The sequence below is a fragment of the Streptomyces varsoviensis genome (assembly GCF_000718635.1).
GTDB lineage: Bacteria > Actinomycetota > Actinomycetes > Streptomycetales > Streptomycetaceae > Streptomyces > Streptomyces varsoviensis.
The window spans coordinates 60,680-79,850 of record NZ_JOBF01000012.1 but is presented as its reverse complement, the minus strand read 5'-3'; the positions used below and the strand labels follow the sequence as shown (position 1 = coordinate 79,850).

Sequence of the window (19,171 nt, the reverse complement as noted above, 5' to 3'; positions counted from 1 at the left end):
AGTCGGACCGGCGCCGAGCCTGGCAAGCCGGGAAGGAATCCCCCTCCTCCGCCGTTAGTAGAACCATGAACAACTTCGGGGCGCGCGAGGTGGACGTCGTAGTCATCGGTGCCGGGCAGGCCGGCCTGTCCGGCGCCTATCATCTGCGCCGGGCCGGGTACCGGCCCGGCGATGGCTTTGTGGTGCTGGACCACGCGCCGCACCCCGGCGGCGCATGGCAGTTTCGGTGGGCCTCGCTCACGTACGGGAAAGTGCATGGGATGCACGCGCTGCCCGGTATGGAGCTGACCGGGGCCGATCCGTCGCGGCCGTCGTCCGAGGTGATCGGGGAGTACTTCGCGGCGTACGAGCGCGCCTTCGACCTGCGGGTTCGCCGGCCGGTGGACGTGGCGGAGGTGCGGGAGGGCGAGGGCGGGCGGCTGCTCGTACGGACGTCCGACGGGGACTGGTCGACGCGGGCGGTGATCAACGCGACCGGCACCTGGGACCGGCCCTTCTGGCCGCGCTACCCGGGGCAGGAGACGTTCCGGGGACGTCAGCTCCACACCGCGAACTATCCGGGGCCGGAGGAATTCGCAGGTCAGCGGGTGCTCGTGGTGGGCGGCGGGGCGTCCGGGACGCAGCATCTGATGGAGATCGCGGAGGTGGCGGCCAGTACGACGTGGGTGACGCGACGGCCGCCCGTCTTCCGCGAGGGACCGTTCGACGAGCGGGCCGGCCGGGCGGCGGTGGCGCTCGTCGAGGAGCGCGTACGGCAGGGGCTGCCGCCGCGCAGCGTCGTCTCGGTGACCGGCCTGCCGCTGACGGACGCGGTGCGGCGGGCGCGGGAGAGCGGGGTGCTGGACCGGCTGCCGATGTTCGACCGCGTCACGCCGACCGGGGTGGCCTGGGACGGCGGCGCGCGAGGGGAGGCGCCCCGCGCGGTGGACGTCGACGTCATCGTCTGGGCCACCGGCTTCCGTCCCGTCATCGACCATCTGGCCCCGCTGCGGCTGCGCGAGCGCGGCGGCGGGATCAGGGTCGAGGGGACCCGCGCGGTCCGCGACGCGCGCGTACACCTGGTGGGGTACGGCCCGTCGGCGAGCACCATCGGGGCGAACCGGGCGGGCCGCATGGCCGTCCGCGACATTCGCGCACTGCTCGCCCGCGAGCCCGTGCCGGTCGCCGTCTGACGGCGCGCGCCGCCCCGCTCGCGTCGCGGTTCGACACGCCCGCCACTATGAGCAAGGCGTGACAGACATCGGATGAATCCTTCACACCCCCAGGCCCCTGGGGCAGTATGGCCGCAGGCTCGAAGGAGGTTCCGTGCGCGTCGCGCTCTTTGTCACCTGCGTCAACGACACTCTCTATCCGCACACCGGGCAGGCCGTCGTCGCCCTGCTGGAGCGGCTCGGCGTCGAGGTGGACTTCCCGCCCGCGCAGACGTGCTGTGGACAGCCCCAGTTCAACACGGGATACCGGCACGAGACCGAGCCGCTGGTGCGCCGCTACGCCGCGGCCTTCCGGGAGTACGACTACGTGGTCACGCCGTCCGGCTCGTGCGCCGCGATGGTCCGCGACAACTACCCGCGGATCGGCGCGAAGGCGTCGGCCGAGGGGCGGGGCGAGGAGCTGACCGAGGCCGCGGCCAGCGCGGTGCCGAAGACGTACGAGCTGACGGAGTTCCTCCTCGACGTGCTGGGCGTGACGGATGTCGGCGCGTACTACCCGCACACCGTCACGTACCACCCCACCTGTCACGGGCTGCGGATGCTCGGCCTCGGCGACCGGCCGCGGCGGCTGCTGGAGCATGTCAGGGGCATCGAACTGCGCGAGCTGGCGGGCGCGGACGAGTGCTGCGGCTTCGGCGGCACGTTCGCCGTCAAGAACGCCGCGGTCTCGGCCGCGATGGGGGCCGACAAGGCGCGCGCCATCGCGGACACCGGGGCCGAGACCATCTGCGCCGTCGACAACTCCTGCCTCATGCACATCGGCGGCACCCTGGCCCGGCAGGGCGCGGCGGCCCGGCCCGTACACATCGCCGAGATCCTGGCCGCCACGGAGGACGCACCGCCTTCCGCCGCGCGGGCCGCAGTTGAAGGGAGCCCGCGGTGAGCCGTACGTACCTCGGCATGCCCGGCAGCCACCCCGCCGCCTCCCGCGCGCCGTTCCCCGAGGCCGCGGCGGCCTCCACGCAGGACGCCCAGCTCCGCGGCAATCTCCGGCACGCCACCCACACCATCCGCGCCAAGCGCGCGAAGGCCGTGGCGGAGCTGGACGACTGGGGCGCGCTGCGCGCCGCCGGGGCCGCCATCAAGGACCGGACGCTCCGTCACCTCGACCACTATCTGGAGCGGTTGGAGGAGTCCGTCACCCGCGCCGGGGGCACCGTGCACTGGGCGGTGGACGCGGCCGAGGCGAACCGCATCGTGACCCGGCTCGTCCAGGACACCGGCGAGCGCGAGGTCGTCAAGGTCAAGTCGATGGCGACGCAGGAGATCGGCCTCAACGAGGCGTTGGCCGAGGCCGGGATCAGCGCGTACGAGACCGACCTCGCGGAGCTGATCGTGCAGCTCGGCGACGATCTCCCCTCGCACATCCTGGTCCCGGCGATCCACCGCAACCGCGGCGAGATCCGCGACATCTTCCGCGAGCGGATGGCGGCGTGGGGCCGCCCCGCGCCGGACGGGCTCGGCGACGAGCCGCGCGAACTCGCGGAGGCGGCGCGGCTGCATCTGCGCGAGAAGTTCCTCAGCGCCAAGGTGGGCATCTCGGGCGCGAACTTCATGGTGGCCGACACGGGCACGCTGGTCGTCGTCGAGTCCGAGGGCAACGGCCGGATGTGTCTGACGCTCCCCGAGACGCTCATCTCGGTGGTCGGGATCGAGAAGATCGTGCCGACGTGGCAGGACCTGGAGGTGTTCCTGCAACTGCTCCCCCGTTCCTCGACCGCCGAGCGGATGAACCCCTACACCTCCACCTGGACCGGCACCGCCGACGGCGACGGCCCGCGCGACTTCCACCTGGTGCTGCTCGACAACGGCCGTACGGACACGCTCGCCGACCGGGTCGGCCGGCAGGCGCTGCGCTGCATCCGCTGCTCGGCCTGTCTCAATGTGTGCCCCGTCTACGAGCGGGCCGGCGGCCACGCGTACGGGTCGGCGTACCCGGGCCCGATCGGCGCGATCCTCACGCCGCAGCTACGGGGCGTCGGCGGCTCCCTGGAGGCGTCGCTGCCGTACGCGTCCTCGCTGTGCGGGGCGTGCTACGAGGTGTGCCCGGTCGCCATCGACATCCCGGAGGTCCTGATCCACCTGCGGGAACGGGTCGTGGAGGGCGGGGAGGTGACGCTCCGCGGCTCGAAGGCGGTCATCAAACCCGCGAAGGGGCACGCCGCCGAGCGCGCCGCGATGCGGGCCGCCCGCTGGGCGCTCGACCATCCGGGCGCGCTCCGCGGCGGCCAGCGGCTCGCGGCCCGCACCCGCCGGTTCCACCCCAAGCGGCTGCCGGGCCCCGGCCGCGCCTGGACGGACACGCGCGAGCTGCCCGAGGTGCCGGCGGAGTCGTTCCGGGACTGGTGGGCCCGTACGCGCGGCGAGAGGGGCGAGAAGTGAGCAGCAGGGAGCGGGTGCTGGGGAGGGTGCGGCGCGCGCTGGCGGACGTGCCGCGGGACGAGCGGCCGCAGGACCAGCCGGTGGCGCGCGACTACCGGCGGACGCACGGCGACCGTACGCACGCCGAACGGGTCGGCCTGCTGGCCGAGAACCTGGCCGACTACCGTGCCGACGTGCACCGTTGCGGCCCCGCCGAGCTGCCCGCGCTGATCGCCCGGCTGCTGGCCGAGCGCGGTGCGCGCAGCGTCGTCGTGCCGGCCGGGCTGCCGCCGGAGTGGCTGGCGGAGGCGGACGTCGAGCGGCTGCCCGACGCGGCCGAGAACACGGCGCGCGATCTGGACGCGGTGGACAGCGTCGTCACGGGGTGCGCGGTCGCGATCGCCGAGACCGGCACGATCGTCCTCGACGCCGGCCCCGACCAGGGGCGTCGCCGGATCACGCTCGTTCCCGACCACCACATCTGCGTGGTACGGGCCCGCGACCACGTCGTGGACTCGGTGGTCCAGGGGCTGGAACGGCTGGACCCGGCCCACCCGCTCACCTGGATCTCGGGCCCGTCGGCGACGAGCGACATCGAACTGGACCGCGTGGAGGGCGTACACGGCCCGCGCACCCTCGAAGTGATCATCGTGGAGGACGCGGCGGAGGGGTGACGGGCGGGCGGCCGGCCGGTCGTACCCCCGGGCCGGCCCCTCCCCGCCCGCCAAACGCCGCCCACTCACCCCGCGACCGCCCCCTCGATCCCCGCGCCCCGCGCGATCAGGTACTCGTCCGCTCCCGGCGCGGCGGTGATCTGGAGGCCGAGCGGCAGTCCGCCGGCGGAGCGGTCCGCGGGGACGGTCAGGGCGGGCGCTCCGGCGTAGCTCCAGGGCAGGTTCATGATCGAGCTGCCGGTGGTGGCGATGCCGCGCGGCGCGGGTCCGGGCGCGGCGGGTGTGATCCACAGGTCGACGCCCGCCTCGTCCATCGTGTGCGACAGGCGGGCGCGGAACTCGTAGCGGTGCCGCAGCGCGCCCTCGTAGTCCGCCCGCGTGACGTCGTGGCCCTCCCGGATCGCGGCCGCCGTCTCCGCGCGGTAGTGCTGCTCGTAGCGCGGGAACCAGTCGGCGTGGGTGCGGGCGACCTCGTAGCGGTTGACGAGGAACTGCTGCCGGACGATCTCGTCGTAGTCCGCCATGAACGGGGCCCGGCGGACCGGGAATCCGGCGTCGGCCAGCCGCTCGACCTGGCGTTCGAAGGCGGCGAGCGCCTCGTCCTCGGCGCGCCGGAGATAGGGGCCGTCCGGGACGCCGAGGACCGGCGGCCGGTCGTACGCGGCGGCCTCCCGCCAGCCGTCGCAGAGCACGGCGGCGGCCCGCGCCACGCCCGCGACGTCGGGCGCGAAGGCGCCGACCGTGTCCAGCGTGGGCGCGTTGTCGATGACGCCGGCGACGGGGATGCGGCCGTGGGTGGGTTTGTAGCCGACCACGCCGCAGAACGCGGCCGGGCGGATCACGGAGCCGACGGTCTGGGTGCCGATCGCCAGCTCCACCATGCCCGCCGCGACGGCGGCGGCCGAACCGCTGCTCGAACCGCCGGGCGAGTGCTCCAGATTGTGCGGGTTGCGGGTGGGCCCCGGGGCGAGCACGGCGAACTCCGCCGTCACCGTCTTCCCGGCCACCAGCGCGCCCGCTGCCCGCAGCCGGTCGACAACCACGGCCTGGGGGCCGTGCAGGGCCTCGGCGGGCACCTCGGATCCGGCGCGCGTGGGCAGGCCGTCGACGCGGATGATGTCCTTCACGCCGACCGCTACGCCGTACAGGGGCGGTTCGTCGGCGCCCTCGGGGCGGCGCGCGGCCCTTTCGGCGGCCTCGATGCCCTCGGCGCGCAGCCGCTCGCGGCGTCCGGGTTCGGCTATGAAGGCCCGTACGTCCGCGTCCAACCGTTCGATCCGGTCGCAGAGCCGGTCGGTGTCCAGCATCGGCTTTCTCATGCTCACCGAGGTTAGAGCCAATGTGCTTTCCCTGGCCGGGCGCGTGCGCGGGGGCAGACAGGGGCTGCGGGCGGTGGCAGGATGCGGCACAACTCACTGATCATGAGCAACTGTTCGCCGATCGCAGCATGGAGGCGTCGTGTTCACCCGCTCAGCGCTGTCCGCCCTCGCCGCCACCACCGCCGCTCTGGCCCTGCTGGTCGGCTGTACCAGCACCAAGGTCTCCGGATCGGACGGCTCGGAGCTGAGCCTGGTCGAGAAGGGGAAGCTGAAGACCTGCACCCATCTGCCCTACGAGCCGTTCCAGGTCCGCAAGAACAACAAGATCGTGGGCTTCGATGTGGATCTGGTGGATCTGGTCGCGGAGGATCTGAAGGTGAAGCAGGAAATCGTGGACACGCCCTTCGAGGGAATTCAGACCGGCGAGGACCTCAATACCCGGAAGTGCGATATCGCCGCGGCCGGCATGACCATCACGCCGGTGCGCGAGAAGAACCTGGACTTCTCGGACAGCTATTTCGAGGCGACCCAGGCCCTGCTCGCCAAGAAGGGGGCGCCGTACCGGTCCCTGGCCGATCTCAAGGGGAAGCGGCTGGGCGTCCAGCAGGGCACCACCGGCGAGGTCTACGGGCGGAAGCACGCCCCGGGGGCGACCAAGGTCCAGTTCGAGGACCTGGCCCTGCTCCTGACCAATCTCAAGACGGGACAGCTCGACGCGGTCGTCCATGACAACGGCGTCCTCCTGGATTACGCGAAGAAGAACCCGGAGCTGGCGGTGGCCGCCGAATTCCGTACGGGCGAGCAGTACGGCTTCGGCGTGCAGACCGGCAATGACGCGCTGCGCGAGGAGGTCAACAAGGTGCTCAAGAAGGCCAAGGCGGACGGTCGCTACGACCGTATCTACCGCAAATGGTTCTCCGCCGCCCCCAAGAAGTGAGGAGGCCGCCTCACATGGCCATGTCCCGCCGACAGCGCGCCCGCGCGATACGCGCCGTCCAGTACGCCGTGCTCGCCGCCATCCTGCTCACGCTGGTCTTCGCCGCCGACTGGGGCGAGATCCGGCGCGCCTTCTTCGACGCCGGCGTCGCGAAGGCCCAGTTCCCCGACATCATCACCACGGCGCTCGTCAACACCATCATCTACACCCTGCTCGGATTCGGCTTCGGGCTGGCTCTCGGGCTCCTGCTGGCGCTGCTGCGGCTCTCGGAAGTCCCGCCCTACCGCTGGCTGGCCGTCACCTATATCGAGTTCTTCCGCGGCGTTCCCACGCTGCTGGTCTTCATCGCCCTGGGATTCGGCGTCCCGCTCGCCTTCCAGGTCGCCATCAACCAGTACGCGACGGTGATGCTGGCGCTCGGCCTCGTCGGCGCGGCATATATGGCGGAGACGATACGGGCGGGAATTCAGGCGGTGCCCAAGGGACAGACGGAGGCGGCGCGTTCGCTGGGCATGTCGCAGAGCCGGGCAATGGTGTCGATCGTGATTCCGCAGGCGTTCCGGATCGTGCTGCCGCCGCTGACCAATGAGCTGATCCTGCTGACGAAGGATTCGTCGCTGGTGTATTTGCTGGGGCTCTCGCTCGACCAGTACGAGCTGTCCAAGTTCGGCCGGGACGCCCTCAATCAGAATCGCAGCCTCACCCCGATCCTGATCGCGGGGCTGTGCTATCTGGTCATCACGCTGCCGCTCGGCCATCTCGTGCGGCGGCTTGAGGCCCGTACGGCGAGGGCGAGGTGAGCGGCGTGACGAGCGACGCCGGGAGCGGCGCGGCGAGGAGCGGTGGAGTGGGCGGCGGCGAGGTGGACAGCGGCAGCCTCGGCAGCGGCAGGCTGGGGAGCAGCGCGGCGGGCGGCGGCGGAGACGGGAGCGGCCGGGCGGGTGCTGGGGACGGCACGGCGATAGAGGTCCGCGGCCTGCGCAAGTCCTTCGGCGACCTGGAGGTGTTGCGCGGCATCGACTTCCGGGTGGCGCGCGGCGAGGTGGTCTGCGTGATCGGTCCGTCCGGGTCCGGCAAGTCCACGCTGCTGCGGTGCGTGAACCTGCTGGAGGAGCCGACGTCCGGGACGGTGACGGTGGCCGGCGTCGAGATCACCGATCCGGAGGTGGACATCGACCGGGTGCGGCGGCGGATCGGCATGGTCTTCCAGTCGTTCAACCTCTTCCCGCACCTGTCGGCCCTGGGCAATCTGACCATCGCCCAGCGGCGGGTGCTGCGCCGCGACAAGGCGGAGGCGGCGCGGGTGGCGCGGGAGCGGCTGGCGCGGGTGGGGCTCACGGACAAGGAGTCCGCCTATCCGGCGCAGCTCTCCGGCGGCCAGCAGCAACGTGTCGCGATCGCGCGGGCGCTGGCCATGGACCCCGAGCTGATGCTGTTCGACGAGCCGACGTCGGCGCTCGACCCGGAGCTGGTGGGCGAGGTGCTCGCGGTGATGCGCTCGCTCGCCGACGAGGGCATGACGATGCTCGTGGTCACGCACGAGATGAGCTTCGCGCGGGAGGTCGCGGACCGGGTGGTGTTCATGGACGGCGGCGTGATCGTCGAGGAGGGCGCCCCGGAGCAGGTCGTCGGCGCCCCGCGGCACGCCCGTACGCGGTCCTTCCTCGCGCGCGTACTCGACCCGGCGGCGACGGAGATCGACGCGGTGGATGCCGGAGTCGGCCCTCCGGACAGCCCTGAACTCTCCCCGGAGGGCCCTGAACCCGGATCTCGACCGGGCCCTGGGCCCGATGAACACACGAACAAGGGGTCGGACGTTCGCTAGAACGCGTGATCGTGCCGCGAGAGATTGCGAAATCACCCTGTGGCGCATGATGCTTACGGTGCGCAAGCGGCGGGCTGCAGACCGTCATCGCGCATCCGGCTCAAGTCCCCATGGCGGGCCGGATGTTGGTCCCACATTTGCACCAAGGAGAAGGCAACACCATGAACATCCTCACCAACCTGCTCGCCGGCGTCGTCCACTTCGTGGGTTGGCTCGTCTGACAGACGCCTTCCCCATGCGGCGCCGCATCTCCCCGTCCCAGGGAGGTGCGGCGCCGCCGCGTTGCCGCTGCACTGTGCCGTGCTGGTCCGCGGCTGTGCCTCAGCGCACGCCGGGCGGTGCTCAGCGCTCCATCGGGCGCTTCGCGGTCTCCGGCAGGACGCAGTAGACGCAGGCCGAGACTAGGCAGAGCCCGGCGACGTACCAGGGGAAGCCCCCGGCGTGGCCCGCCTGTTTGAACCAGGTGCCGACGTACGGGGCGGTCCCGCCGAAGAGCGCCACGGTCAGCGAGTACGGGAAGCCGATGCCCGCCGCCCGTACGCGTGCGGGGAAGACCTCGGCGTTCACGGCGGCGGCCACCGCGGTGTAGCCGGTGAGCAGGACCATGCCCGCGCACTGGACCAGCAGGAGGGAGAGGAACGCGTCGGTGACCGCGTGCAGCAGGGGCACCGCGAGGGCGGCGAAGCCCACCGCGAAGGTGAGGAGCAGCGGCTTGCGGCCGATGCGGTCGGAGAGCATCCCGCCGAGCGGCTGGAGCAGCGCGAAGAAGGCCAGCGAGATGGTGCCGACGAGCAGCGCGTCGCCCTTGTCGAAGCCCGCGTTGACCTCGGCGTAAGTGGGCAGGTAGGTGGTCCAGGTGTAGTAGGCGATGGTGCCGCCCGCGGTGATGCCGCAGATCAGCAGGGATTCGCGGGGATGGCTGCGCAACGCCTCGAAGAGCGCGGGACGGGCGGCCGCCCGCTGCTCCGCGCTGCGCGTCTCGTGCGCCCCCTGCCGGACCCAGAACCCCACGAGGCTGATGAGCGCGCCGATCAGGAACGGCACGCGCCAGCCCCACGCGCCCATCTGGCCGTCCGTGAGCAGATGAGTGAGGAGCGCGGCCACACCGGAGGCGAGGAGCTGGCCGATGGTGGTGGACACGTACTGGAAGCTGGAGAACAGGCCGCGCCGGCCCGGCCCCGCCGATTCCACGAGGAAGGTGGTGGACGCCGCGAATTCGCCGCCTACGGACAGCCCTTGGACGAGCCGCGCGATGACGAGGACGACCGGCGCGAGGACGCCCGCGGCGGCATAGGTGGGGGTGACGGCGACGAGGAGACTGCCGCCGCCCATGAGCAGGATGGTGACCGTGAGCGCGGTGCGGCGGCCGTGGCGGTCGGCGACGGCCCCCATGAGCAGGCCGCCCACGGGGCGCATGAAGAAGCCGACGGCGAAGACGGCGAAGGTGGAGAGCAGCGGAACGAGGGAGTTCCCGGCCCCCTTGGGAAAGACCTGATCCGCGAAGAACACGGCCAGGAACGAGTACGCGTACCAGTCGTACCACTCGGCGGCGTTCCCGACAGAGGCCGCCGCGAGCTGGCGGAGTGCGGAGACGGGACGCGCGCCGGAGGGCTCGCCGCGCCCGGCCGCTATGTGATCGGTACTCGTCATGATCCGCTACTCCCCCGGCACGGCCGCCCACTAACGCGACCGGGACGCCGGGGGTACCGGACCCGCCCGGTCCGCACAGCGCTCGGTCCGCACAGGGTCCGGTCGCGCTGCGTCTGCGCGGTCCGGCGGTGCGTCTGCGCGGTGCCCTGGGAGGTCAGGCCGCGGGGGCGAGGCGCGTGTCGCGCCGCACCAGGGCCGCGTACCGGCCGTCCTGCGCGAGCAGTTCGTCATGGGTGCCGCGCTCCATGATGCGACCGCCGTCGAGCACGACTATCTGGTCGGCGTCGCGGATCGTGGAGAGCCGGTGCGCGATGGTGATGGTCGTCCGCCCGGCGGAGAGCGCGTCCATCGCCTCTTGGACCGCGAACTCGGTACGGGTGTCCAGCGCGCTGGTGGCCTCGTCGAGGATGAGCACGGGCGGGTCGCGCAATATGGTCCGGGCGATGGCCAGGCGCTGCTTCTCGCCGCCGGAGAAGCGGTAACCGCGCTCGCCGACCAGGGTGTCGTAACCATCGGGCAGGGCGGCGATGTGGTCGTGGATCTGCGCGGCCTTCGCGGCGGCGGCTATCTCGTCGTCGGTGGCGTCGGGCTTGGCGAACCGCAGATTGTCGGCGACGGAGGCGTGGAAGAGGTACGTCTCCTGCGAGACCACCCCCACCGCCCGCGACAGCGTGTCGAAGTCCAGGTCGCGGACGTCGACCCCGTCGATCATGACGCGGCCGCCCGTGACGTCGTAGAGCCGGGGCACGAGATAGCTCAGCGTGCTCTTGCCGGAGCCGGTGGGCCCGACGACCGCCAGGCTGCCTCCCGCCGGGACGCTCACATCGATCCCGCTGAGCGTGAGGGCCCGGCCCGCGGCGTCGGCGGTCTCCTGGTCCTCCGCGCTCTTCGGGTCAGCGGACTCCTGAGGGGCACCGGACTCCTGCGGGTCACCGGTCCCCTGCGGGTCGTATGAGAAGGAGACGTTCTCGAAGCGGACGTCGCCGCGGACGGTCTGGAGGTGCACGGGCTGCGCGGGTTCGTCGATCTCCACCGGCAGGTCGAGGTATTCGAAGATGCGGTGGAAGAGCGCGAGCGAGGTCTGGATCTGGACGCCGGTGGTGAGCAGGCTGACCGTGGGCCGCAGCAGGCCCTGCTGGAGCGAGACGAAGGCGACCAGGGTGCCGATGGAGACGGCGGGGCCGCCGAGCTGGAGCGCCAGTCCCGCGGCCCAGTAGATGAGGGCGGGCATGGCGGCCATGACGATGCCGATGGTGGACATCCGCCACCGGCCGGCCATGTTGGAGCGCACCTCAAGGCCGACGAGTCGCTCGGACTCCGCGGCGAAGCCCTTGGTGAGGGAGTCGGCGCGGCCCATCGTGCGGCCCAGCAGAATGCCGCTCACGGAGAGGGACTCGGTGACCATCGCGGACATCGCGGCCATCTGCTTCTGCCGCTGCGAGGTGATCTTCTTGCGCTCGCGGCCGACTCGGCGGCTGATCCATACGAACAGCGGCAGCAGGAGCAGCGAGACGACGGTGAGCCGCCAGTCCAGGGCGAGCATCGCCACGACCGTGGCGATGACGCTGGTCAGGTTGGAGACCAGCGAGGTGGCGGTGGAGGTGACGGTGGCCTGCATGCCGCCGATGTCATTGGCGATGCGGGACTGGACCTCGCCCGTGCGGGTGCGGGTGAAGAACGCCAGCGGCATGCGCTGGAGCTGGGCGAAGACACCCGTGCGCAGGTCGTGCATGACGCGCTGGCCGACGGTGGTGGAGATGAGGGTCTGCAGGACGCCGAAGACGCTGGTGACGACCGCGGCGGCGATCATGCCCAGCGCGAGCAGGCTGAGCAGCCCCGTACGGCCTTGGGGCAGGGCGACGTCCAGCACCTCGCGGAGCAGGAACGGCGAGGCGACCGAGACCAGCGAGGAGGCGGCGACCAGCAGCCCGACAAGGGCGAGGCGGCCGCGGTAGGGGCGGAAGAGCCGGAGGATGCGCCGCAACTGCGCGGGCTGCTCCGGATCTGCGGATGGGGGCGTCCATTCGATGTCGTCGCGGGGCATGGGCTCCTTCACAGGGGTTCGGGTGTAGGGAGGTGCGGTTTCACAACGGATTCAGCGGTGTGACAACGAAACATCGCCGAGCATAGCTCATTGTTACCTATACTCACAATGCATGGAGTCCTGTATCCTGTGATCATGACGGCCCCCGACCCGACCGGCCTCCTCGCCGAACAGTTGCTGCGCCTGAACCGCAGACTCCACCGCGCCCAGCGCCGCCTCCTCGAACCGGTGGGCATCACCCCCGCCCAGTCCCGGCTGCTGCGCACCGTCGCGCATTTCGGCGACGCGCCGCCGCGGATGGCCGACCTCGCCGAGCGGCTGGAGGTCGTGCCGCGCGCGGTGACGACGCTGGTCGACGCGATGGAGGAGGCCGGGGCGGTGCGCCGGGTGCCGGACCCGGCCAATCGCCGCGTCATCCGGATCGAGCTCACGGACCGCGGCCGCTCGACGCTCCGCGCGCTGCGCGACGCGCGCCGGACGGCCGCGGAGGACATCCTGGCCCCCTTGGACGACGAGCAGCGCGAAGCGCTCAGCGAACTCCTGACCCAGCTCATGGCCGGGCCGAACGGCCGCTGCTGACCCCTTGCCCCGGGTCCAGCCCCGGGCCCGGCCCCAGCCCTGGGCCCTTGGTCCTGCTCTCCGCCCTCCATCTTCCGCCCTCCGCCCTCCGCCCTCCGCCCTCCGCCCTCCGCCCTCCGCCCGAGAACACCCCGCCGCCCGGGACGACACCCCGACCCGGCACCATGAATCCGTACGGCATTCCGAGACCCTGAGGCCCAAACCCGACATCTCGACACTTCGACGTCACGACACCACGCACGAAGCTCGCGCCCAGTCATGGGCGCCGAGACGCACCACGAGGAGAGCACCATGCCGCTGCTGGAGCCCGACCCCGACGCACTCCGGCCGACCACGACGCGGGCGCCCTCCCCCGACCGCGTCGCGAGCGACCGTTCCCAGGGCACGCCGCAGCCGCTGCGCGGTGATCTGGAGGCGCTGCTCGGCCCGGAGAAGGTGCTGTGGAAGGTCTCCGACCTGGTGCGCTATGCCTCGGACGCGAGCCCGTACCGCTTCACGCCCCAGGTAGTCGTGCTCGCCGAGGACGTGGACGACATCTCGGCCGTCTTCTCCTACGCCCATGCCAAGGGCCGCCAGGTGGTCTTCCGGGCCGCCGGCACCTCGCTCAACGGGCAGGCGCAGGGCGAGGACATCCTCGTCGACGTCCGCCGCCACTGGGCGGGCATCGAGGTCCTGGGCGACGGTGAGCGGGCCCGTATCCAGCCCGGTACCACCGTCGTACGGGCGAACGCCGCACTCGCCCGGCACGACCGCGTGCTGGGGCCGGACCCGGCGAGCTCCATCGCCTGCACCGTGGGCGGCGTCGTCGCGAACAACGCCTCCGGCATGACGGCGGGCACCACCCGGAACTCGTACCGCACGGTCCGCTCCCTGACGCTCGTACTGCCGTCCGGGACCGTCGTGGACACCGGTGCCCCGGGGGCCGACGAGAAGCTGGCGGAAGCCGAGCCGGAGCTGTGCGCGGGGCTGCTGGCCCTCAAGGCGGAGATCGAGGCGGACGGCGCGCTAGCGGCCCGGATTCGCGCGAAGTACGAGATCAAGAACACCAACGGCTACCGTCTCGACTCCTTTCTGGACGGTTCCACGCCGGTGGAGATCCTGCGCGGCCTGATGGTGGGCTCCGAGGGCACGCTCGGGTTCATCTCGGAGGTCGTCTTCGACGCCCTGCCGCTGCACCGGCTCACCTCCACCGCCCTGCTCTTCTTCCCGACCCTCCAGGCGGCGGCCGCGGCCGTGCCGCTGTTCAACGAGGCGGGCGCGCTCGCCGTGGAGCTGATGGACGGCAACACGCTGCGGGCCTCCGTCAGCGTCGCGGGCGTACCGGCCGACTGGGCGGAGCTGCCGAAGGAGGCGACGGCCCTGCTGGTCGAGTTCCGCGCGCCCGACGAGGCGGCCCTGACGGAGTACGAGCGGATCGCGAACGAGGCGATCGGCGGCCTCGAACTCACCGCGCCGGTCCCCTCGGTCACCAACGCCTTCACCCGCGACCCCGGTGTCATCAACGGCTACTGGAAGGCCCGCAAGGCGTTCGTCACCGCGGTGGGCGGCTCGCGTCCGTCCGGGACGACGTTGATCACCGAGGACTTCGCGGTTCCGCCGTCGCGGCTGGCCGAAGCGTGCGAAGCGCTCCTGGAGCTCCAGGAGCGGCACGGCTTCGACGCCGCCGTGGCCGGCCACGCCGCCCACGGCAATCTGCACTTCCTGCTCGCCTTCGACGCGGCCGAGCCGTCCGACGTGGAGCGGTACGCCGCTTTCATGGACGAGTTCTGCGCGCTCACGGTGGAGCGCTTCGACGGGTCCCTGAAGGCAGAGCACGCCACGGGCCGCAACATCGCCCCGTTCCTGGAGCTGGAGTGGGGGCCGCGGGCGACGGAGCTGATGTGGCGCATCAAGCGGCTCCTCGATCCCCGGACCATCCTCGCCCCGCGCGTCCTGCTCGACCGCGACCCGAAGGCGCACCTGCGCGGCCTCAAGACCATCCCGCGGGTCGAGGAGGTCGCCGACCCGTGCATCGAGTGCGGCTTCTGCGAGCCGACGTGCCCCAGCGGCGACCTGACGACCACGCCGCGCCAGCGGATCGTGCTGCGCCGGGAGATGATGCGCCAGTCCCCGGGCTCGCCGGTCACCGACAGCCTGCTGGACAGCTACGGCTACGACGCCGTGGACACCTGCGCCGGCGACTCGACGTGCAAGCTCGCCTGCCCGGTCGGCATCGACACCGGCGCGATGATGAAGGACTTCCGGCACCAGCGGCACTCGCCCCGCGAGGAGCGCACGGCCGCGCTGGCCGCCAAGCGCTTCAAGGTGGTGGAGAAGTCCGCGCGGCTCGCGGTGGGCGCGGCGCAGCAGATCAGCGACCGGCTGCTGGAGTCGGTGACCGGGGCCGCGCGCAAGGCCGTACGGCCCGACCTGATGCCCGAGTGGCTGCCGGAGATCCCGGGGGCGGCGGCCCGCAGGCTGCCGGCGACGCGCCGCGTCGGCGCGGTCGCCGTCTACTACCCGGCCTGCGTCAACCGGATCTTCGGGGAGCCCGCGGGGTACACGGGGCCCTCCCTGCCGGAGGCCGTGGTCGCGGTCTCGGAGCGCGCCGGAAAGCCGGTGTGGATCCCGGGGGACGTGGCGGGCACGTGCTGCGCGACGATCTGGCACTCCAAGGGGTACGACGAGGGCAACGCGGTGATGGCCAACCGCATCGTCGAGGCCGCGTGGGGCTGGACGGCCGGCGGCCGGCTGCCGCTGGTCGTCGACGCCACATCGTGCACGCTGGGCATCGCCCACGAGGTGGTGCCGTACCTCACCGAGGACAACCGGAAGCTGCACGCGGAGCTGACCGTCGTCGACTCGGTGGTCTGGGCGGCCGAGGAGCTGCTGCCCGAGCTGACGGTGTTGCGGACCATCGATTCGGCCGTTCTGCACCCGACCTGTTCCATGCGGCATCTGGGGGACGAGGCGCAGTTGGTGACGGTCGCCGAGGCGTGCGCACGGGAGGTGGTGGTGCCGGACGACGCGGGGTGCTGCGCCTTCGCCGGCGACCGCGGCATGCTGCACAAGGAGTTGACGCAGTCGGCCACGGCACGGGAGGCGGCGGAGGTGACGTCGCGGCCGTACGACGCCCATCTGTCGGCGAACCGGATGTGCGAGATCGGCATGGACCACGCCACCGGCCGCAGTTACCACTCGGTGCTGCTGGAACTGGAGCGCGCGACGCGCCCCTCCGCCGTCTGACGCGGTCGGAGGGGGGACGGCGGCCGGTGGGGGCTGGGGCCGGTAGGAGCGGGCGGGCGGGCGGTCTACGGGCGTCCGTAGCCGTTACGTCCGGGCCGTCCGTAGCCGCTACGTCCGGGCGCCGATGTGCAGGGCCAGCGCGCTCTTGGCACCCACCGTCACGGTCGCCGTGCCGTCCTCCGCGACGGTGACCGTGCCGCCCGCGCGGTCGTCCGGTCGTGCCGCGACGACATCGCGGTACGTCCCGGCGGGCAGGCCGGTGGCGAAGGTCCGGCTGACGGCGGTGTCGCCGTTGTTGAGGGCGACGAATCCCTTGTCGCCGCGGCTGAAGGCGATGGCACCGCGGCCGTCGTCCCACCAGTTGGCCAGCGGGGCGTCGGCGACGGCATTGCGGAAGCCGACCATCGCGGTGATGTCCGGCCGGGCGTGCGTGCAGGTCCAGGCGGCGTTGTCGCAGCGCGCCGCGCCGCCGTCCGGCGGGCCCGCGTCCCGGTCGGTCCAGGCGTAGCCGGAGTAGACGTTGGGTGCGCCGTAGGGCGAGGCGAGCATGAAGATGTTGGCGAGGGTGTAGGCGGCCGAGTCCCGGTAGGTGAGGGTGGAGCCGTTGCGCTCGGTGTCCCAGTTGTCGACGAACGTACGGGCGCTGCCGCTGCTGAGCTTGGCGTCGCCGATGTGCCGGAGGCTCGTCAGGTCGCCGCTGCGGAAGGCGGCTTCGAGGTGCGTTCCGTAGCGGAACTCGTCGACGTCCCCGATGCCGGTGTACTCCTCGGGCTGTACGGCCTCGCCCGCGCCGTAGATCACCTCGGACACCCAGAAGCCCGGGTCGGCCATGCTGGCCTTGATGGCGGCGAGGTCGGCCGCGGCGATGTGTTTGGCGGCGTCGACGCGGAAGCCGTCCACCCCGAGCGAGCGCAGGTCGTCCAGGTATCGGGCGATGGTGGTGCGTACGTACGCACTGCCGGTGTCGAGGTCGGCGAGGCCGACGAGCTGGCAGTTCTGCACGTCGCCGCGGTCGCGGTAGTCGTTGATGTCCTTGCGGCAGCCGTGGAAGTCCTGGACTTGGTAGTAGCCGGGGTAGTCGTACTTGGTGTAGGGCGTGCCGCCGGTGCCGGTGCCCGATCCGGCCGACATGTGGTTGACGACGGCGTCGGCGATCACTTTGACGCCCGCCGCGTGGCAGGTCTCGACCATCTTCCGGAAGGCGTTCCGGTCGCCGAGCCGTCCCGCGACGCGGTAGCCGACGGGCTGGTAGGAGGTCCACCACTGGTCGCCCCGGATGTGTTCGGAGGCGGGCGACACCTCGACGTAGCCGTAGCCCGCGGGGCCGAGCGATTCGGCGCAGGCGCGGGCCACGGCGTCGTACTTCCACTCGAAGAGGGTGGCGGTGACGGTCTTTCCGCCTGCCGGAGTGGCCCGTGAGGAGTCCGGGGCGATGGCGGCGAGGCAGGCGGCGGCGGTCAGCCCGGCCACGGCGCCGCGCAGGACGCGGGTGCGCAGGTACACGTGCGGCTCCTTCGGTGTACGGGCACGGCTGGTGCCCTCGAAGGCAGCCACGCGCCAGGCCACCGTGGGGGTTCTGGGACGGAGACTGCCGTCCGGCGGTGAACACGTCAAGGTGCACCGCCGAGGATACGACGGGGCCGCCGCTCGCCGCCGATCGCCATGGACCGCAGTCGCCCACCGCCCTGTACGGCCGTCGGAACCGCCTCGCTCGCCCTTGGGAATCGCCTGGGCCTCTTGCGCACCTGCCGCACCACCCGTCATGGTCCTGACCGAAGTTCCTGCGCAGGCCACGCACCGTCAGCTCCCCTGGAGGGTCGATGAACGAGGCAGCACCGCAGAACCACGGCGAAGAACCCGGTCCCAGCCGCCGCTCCCTGCTCTGGACGGCGGGCGCCGCCGGCGCCGGCCTGGGGCTCGGCGGGCTCAGCGCCCAGAGCGCCGCCGCCGACAGCGCAGGCTCCGCGCCCGGCGGCAGACCCGCGGCCCAGAGCGCGCCCGCGGCCGAAGATCTGTCCGCCGAGCCGAAGCGGCGGGGGCCCACGATGATCGGAGTGCCGTTCGAGCGCCGGTCCACGGTCCGCGTCGGTCTCATCGGGCTCGGCAACCGCGGCGGCAGCATGATCGACCTGTTTCTCGCGGTGCCGGGGGTGCGAGTCGTCGCGCTCTGCGACATCGTCAAGGAGAAGGCCGCGCGGGCCGCGGCCAAGGTGACCGCCGCGGGCCAGCCCATGCCCGCCGTCTACACCAACGGCGAGGACGACTTCGAGAACCTCTGCGCGCGCGGGGACATCGACTTCGTCTACGTCGCCACCTCCTGGGACTGGCACTTCGAGATGTGCCGCACGGCGATGCTGAGCGGCAAGCACGTCGGCGTGGAGTGCCCGTTGGCGATGGAACTCCACCAGCTCTGGGAGCTGGTGAACCTCTCCGAGCGCACCCGGCGGCACTGTATGCAGTTGGAGAACTGCTGCTACGGCAGGAACGAGATGCGGGTGCTGCGAATGGCGCACGCGGGGCTCTTCGGAGACCTGCTGCACGCCGCGGGCGCGTACAACCACGATCTGCGCGCCCTGCTCTTCGACCCCGTCTACTACGAGAACGGGTGGCGGCGGCAGTGGCACACCCGGCTGCGCGGCGACATCTACTCCACCCACGGCCTCGGCCCCGTCGCCAACTACCTGGACGTCAACCGGGGCGACCGCGCCGTACGGATCACCAGCGTCGGCTCCCCCTCCCTGGGGCTCGCCGCCTACCGCAAGGAGCACGTGCCGCCGGGCGACCCCTCGTGGAAGGAGTCGTACATCGAGGCCGACCGGACCATCAGCCTCATCCAGACGGCCAAGGGCCGGGTGATCCGGCTGGAGCACGACGTCTCGACCCCGCACCCCTACAGCCGCGTCAACAGCCTCGGCGGCACGAAGGGCCTCTTCGAGGACTACCCGGAGCGGATCTACATCGAGCCGGACCACACCGACGACCAGTGGGGCGACTTCGGGAAGTACGCCCACTGGGACCACTGGCTGTGGAAGGAGCACGCCAACCCGCCCGGCGGGCACGGCGGCATGGACTACATCCTCATCTTCCGGCTGATGCAGTCCCTGCGGCTGGGCCTGGTCCCGGACTTCGACGTGTACGACGCGGCGACCTGGACCGCGCCCGTTCCGCTGAGCAACGCCTCCATCAAGGCGAAGGGCGCGCCGCAGGAATTCCCCGACTTCACCCGCGGCCTGTGGCGGCACAAGCGGCCGGGCATGGATTCGCGGAAGCCCGAGGAGTGAGCCATGGGCCCGGCCGCCCCGCGCGGCCGGGCCCCGCCGCCGCGTCTCACCCGCGCCGCCGCCCC

At 72.0% G+C, this 19,171-nt stretch carries 14 protein-coding genes; 10 read left to right on the top strand and 4 right to left on the bottom strand.

Features of this window, described 5'->3' with window-relative positions; genetic code table 11:
* The first annotated feature begins 65 nt into the window (after positions 1–65).
* The 4 genes from IF55_RS17765 to IF55_RS17750 all read left to right on the top strand — a co-directional run bounded on the left by IF55_RS17765 (position 66) and on the right by IF55_RS17750 (position 4,246).
* Complete coding sequence (locus IF55_RS17765) at positions 66–1,172, top strand: NAD(P)-binding domain-containing protein (RefSeq protein ID WP_030882712.1); 1,107 nt, start codon at positions 66–68, stop codon at positions 1,170–1,172.
* 133 nt (positions 1,173–1,305) lie between these two features.
* Positions 1,306–2,094, top strand: coding sequence for a (Fe-S)-binding protein (locus tag IF55_RS17760; protein ID WP_030882709.1), 789 nt, complete (start codon positions 1,306–1,308; stop codon positions 2,092–2,094).
* Positions 2,091–3,593 (top strand): LutB/LldF family L-lactate oxidation iron-sulfur protein, encoded by a 1,503-nt coding sequence (locus tag IF55_RS17755; RefSeq protein WP_030882708.1) that lies wholly within the window; start codon positions 2,091–2,093, stop codon positions 3,591–3,593. The genes IF55_RS17760 and IF55_RS17755 overlap by 4 nt, the downstream gene beginning before the upstream one ends.
* A complete protein-coding gene (locus IF55_RS17750; RefSeq protein WP_030882705.1) occupies positions 3,590–4,246 on the top strand; it encodes a LutC/YkgG family protein in 657 nt (218 codons plus the stop codon). The genes IF55_RS17755 and IF55_RS17750 overlap by 4 nt, the downstream gene beginning before the upstream one ends.
* 65 nt (positions 4,247–4,311) lie before the next feature.
* Here the strand turns inward: IF55_RS17750 and IF55_RS17745 are convergent, their stop codons facing one another.
* Entirely contained in the window at positions 4,312–5,565 is a 1,254-nt protein-coding gene (locus tag IF55_RS17745) for an amidase (RefSeq protein ID WP_048832120.1), read from the bottom strand.
* Positions 5,566–5,704: 139 nt separating this feature from the next.
* On the opposite strand from IF55_RS17745, the gene IF55_RS17740 reads away from it, so the two are divergent.
* The 3 genes from IF55_RS17740 to IF55_RS17730 all read left to right on the top strand — a co-directional run bounded on the left by IF55_RS17740 (position 5,705) and on the right by IF55_RS17730 (position 8,327).
* On the top strand, positions 5,705–6,502 hold the full coding sequence (locus tag IF55_RS17740) for an ABC transporter substrate-binding protein (protein ID WP_106980419.1): 798 nt from the start codon (positions 5,705–5,707) through the stop codon (positions 6,500–6,502).
* A gap of 14 nt (positions 6,503–6,516) precedes the next feature.
* Entirely contained in the window at positions 6,517–7,302 is a 786-nt protein-coding gene (locus IF55_RS17735; RefSeq protein ID WP_030882696.1) for an amino acid ABC transporter permease, read from the top strand.
* Positions 7,303–7,463: 161 nt separating this feature from the next.
* Positions 7,464–8,327 (top strand): amino acid ABC transporter ATP-binding protein, encoded by an 864-nt coding sequence (locus tag IF55_RS17730; RefSeq protein WP_169767228.1) that lies wholly within the window; start codon positions 7,464–7,466, stop codon positions 8,325–8,327.
* Positions 8,328–8,669: 342 nt separating this feature from the next.
* On the opposite strand, the gene IF55_RS17725 is transcribed toward IF55_RS17730, so the two are convergent.
* Together IF55_RS17725 and IF55_RS17720 are read right to left on the bottom strand one after the other, a co-directional pair.
* Positions 8,670–9,977 carry an MFS transporter gene (locus IF55_RS17725; RefSeq protein WP_030882693.1) on the bottom strand — a complete coding sequence of 436 codons (1,308 nt, stop codon included), beginning with the start codon at positions 9,975–9,977 and terminating at the stop codon, positions 8,670–8,672.
* Positions 9,978–10,131: 154 nt separating this feature from the next.
* A complete protein-coding gene (locus IF55_RS17720) occupies positions 10,132–12,021 on the bottom strand; it encodes an ABC transporter ATP-binding protein (protein WP_030882692.1) in 1,890 nt (629 codons plus the stop codon).
* Positions 12,022–12,156: 135 nt separating this feature from the next.
* Between IF55_RS17720 and IF55_RS17715 the strand changes: the two genes are divergently transcribed.
* On the top strand, positions 12,157–12,600 hold the full coding sequence (locus IF55_RS17715; protein ID WP_030882689.1) for a MarR family winged helix-turn-helix transcriptional regulator: 444 nt from the start codon (positions 12,157–12,159) through the stop codon (positions 12,598–12,600).
* Positions 12,601–12,891: 291 nt separating this feature from the next.
* Positions 12,892–15,825, top strand: a complete 2,934-nt coding sequence (locus IF55_RS17710) for an FAD-binding and (Fe-S)-binding domain-containing protein (protein WP_030882688.1) — start codon at positions 12,892–12,894, stop codon at positions 15,823–15,825.
* A 108-nt stretch (positions 15,826–15,933) separates the two neighbouring features.
* On the opposite strand, the gene IF55_RS17705 is transcribed toward IF55_RS17710, so the two are convergent.
* Positions 15,934–17,328, bottom strand: coding sequence for an alpha-amylase (locus IF55_RS17705; RefSeq protein WP_245661240.1), 1,395 nt, complete (start codon positions 17,326–17,328; stop codon positions 15,934–15,936).
* Positions 17,329–17,645: 317 nt separating this feature from the next.
* Between IF55_RS17705 and IF55_RS17700 the strand changes: the two genes are divergently transcribed.
* On the top strand, positions 17,646–19,106 hold the full coding sequence (locus tag IF55_RS17700) for a Gfo/Idh/MocA family protein (RefSeq protein WP_030882683.1): 1,461 nt from the start codon (positions 17,646–17,648) through the stop codon (positions 19,104–19,106).
* Positions 19,107–19,171 lie beyond the last annotated feature (65 nt).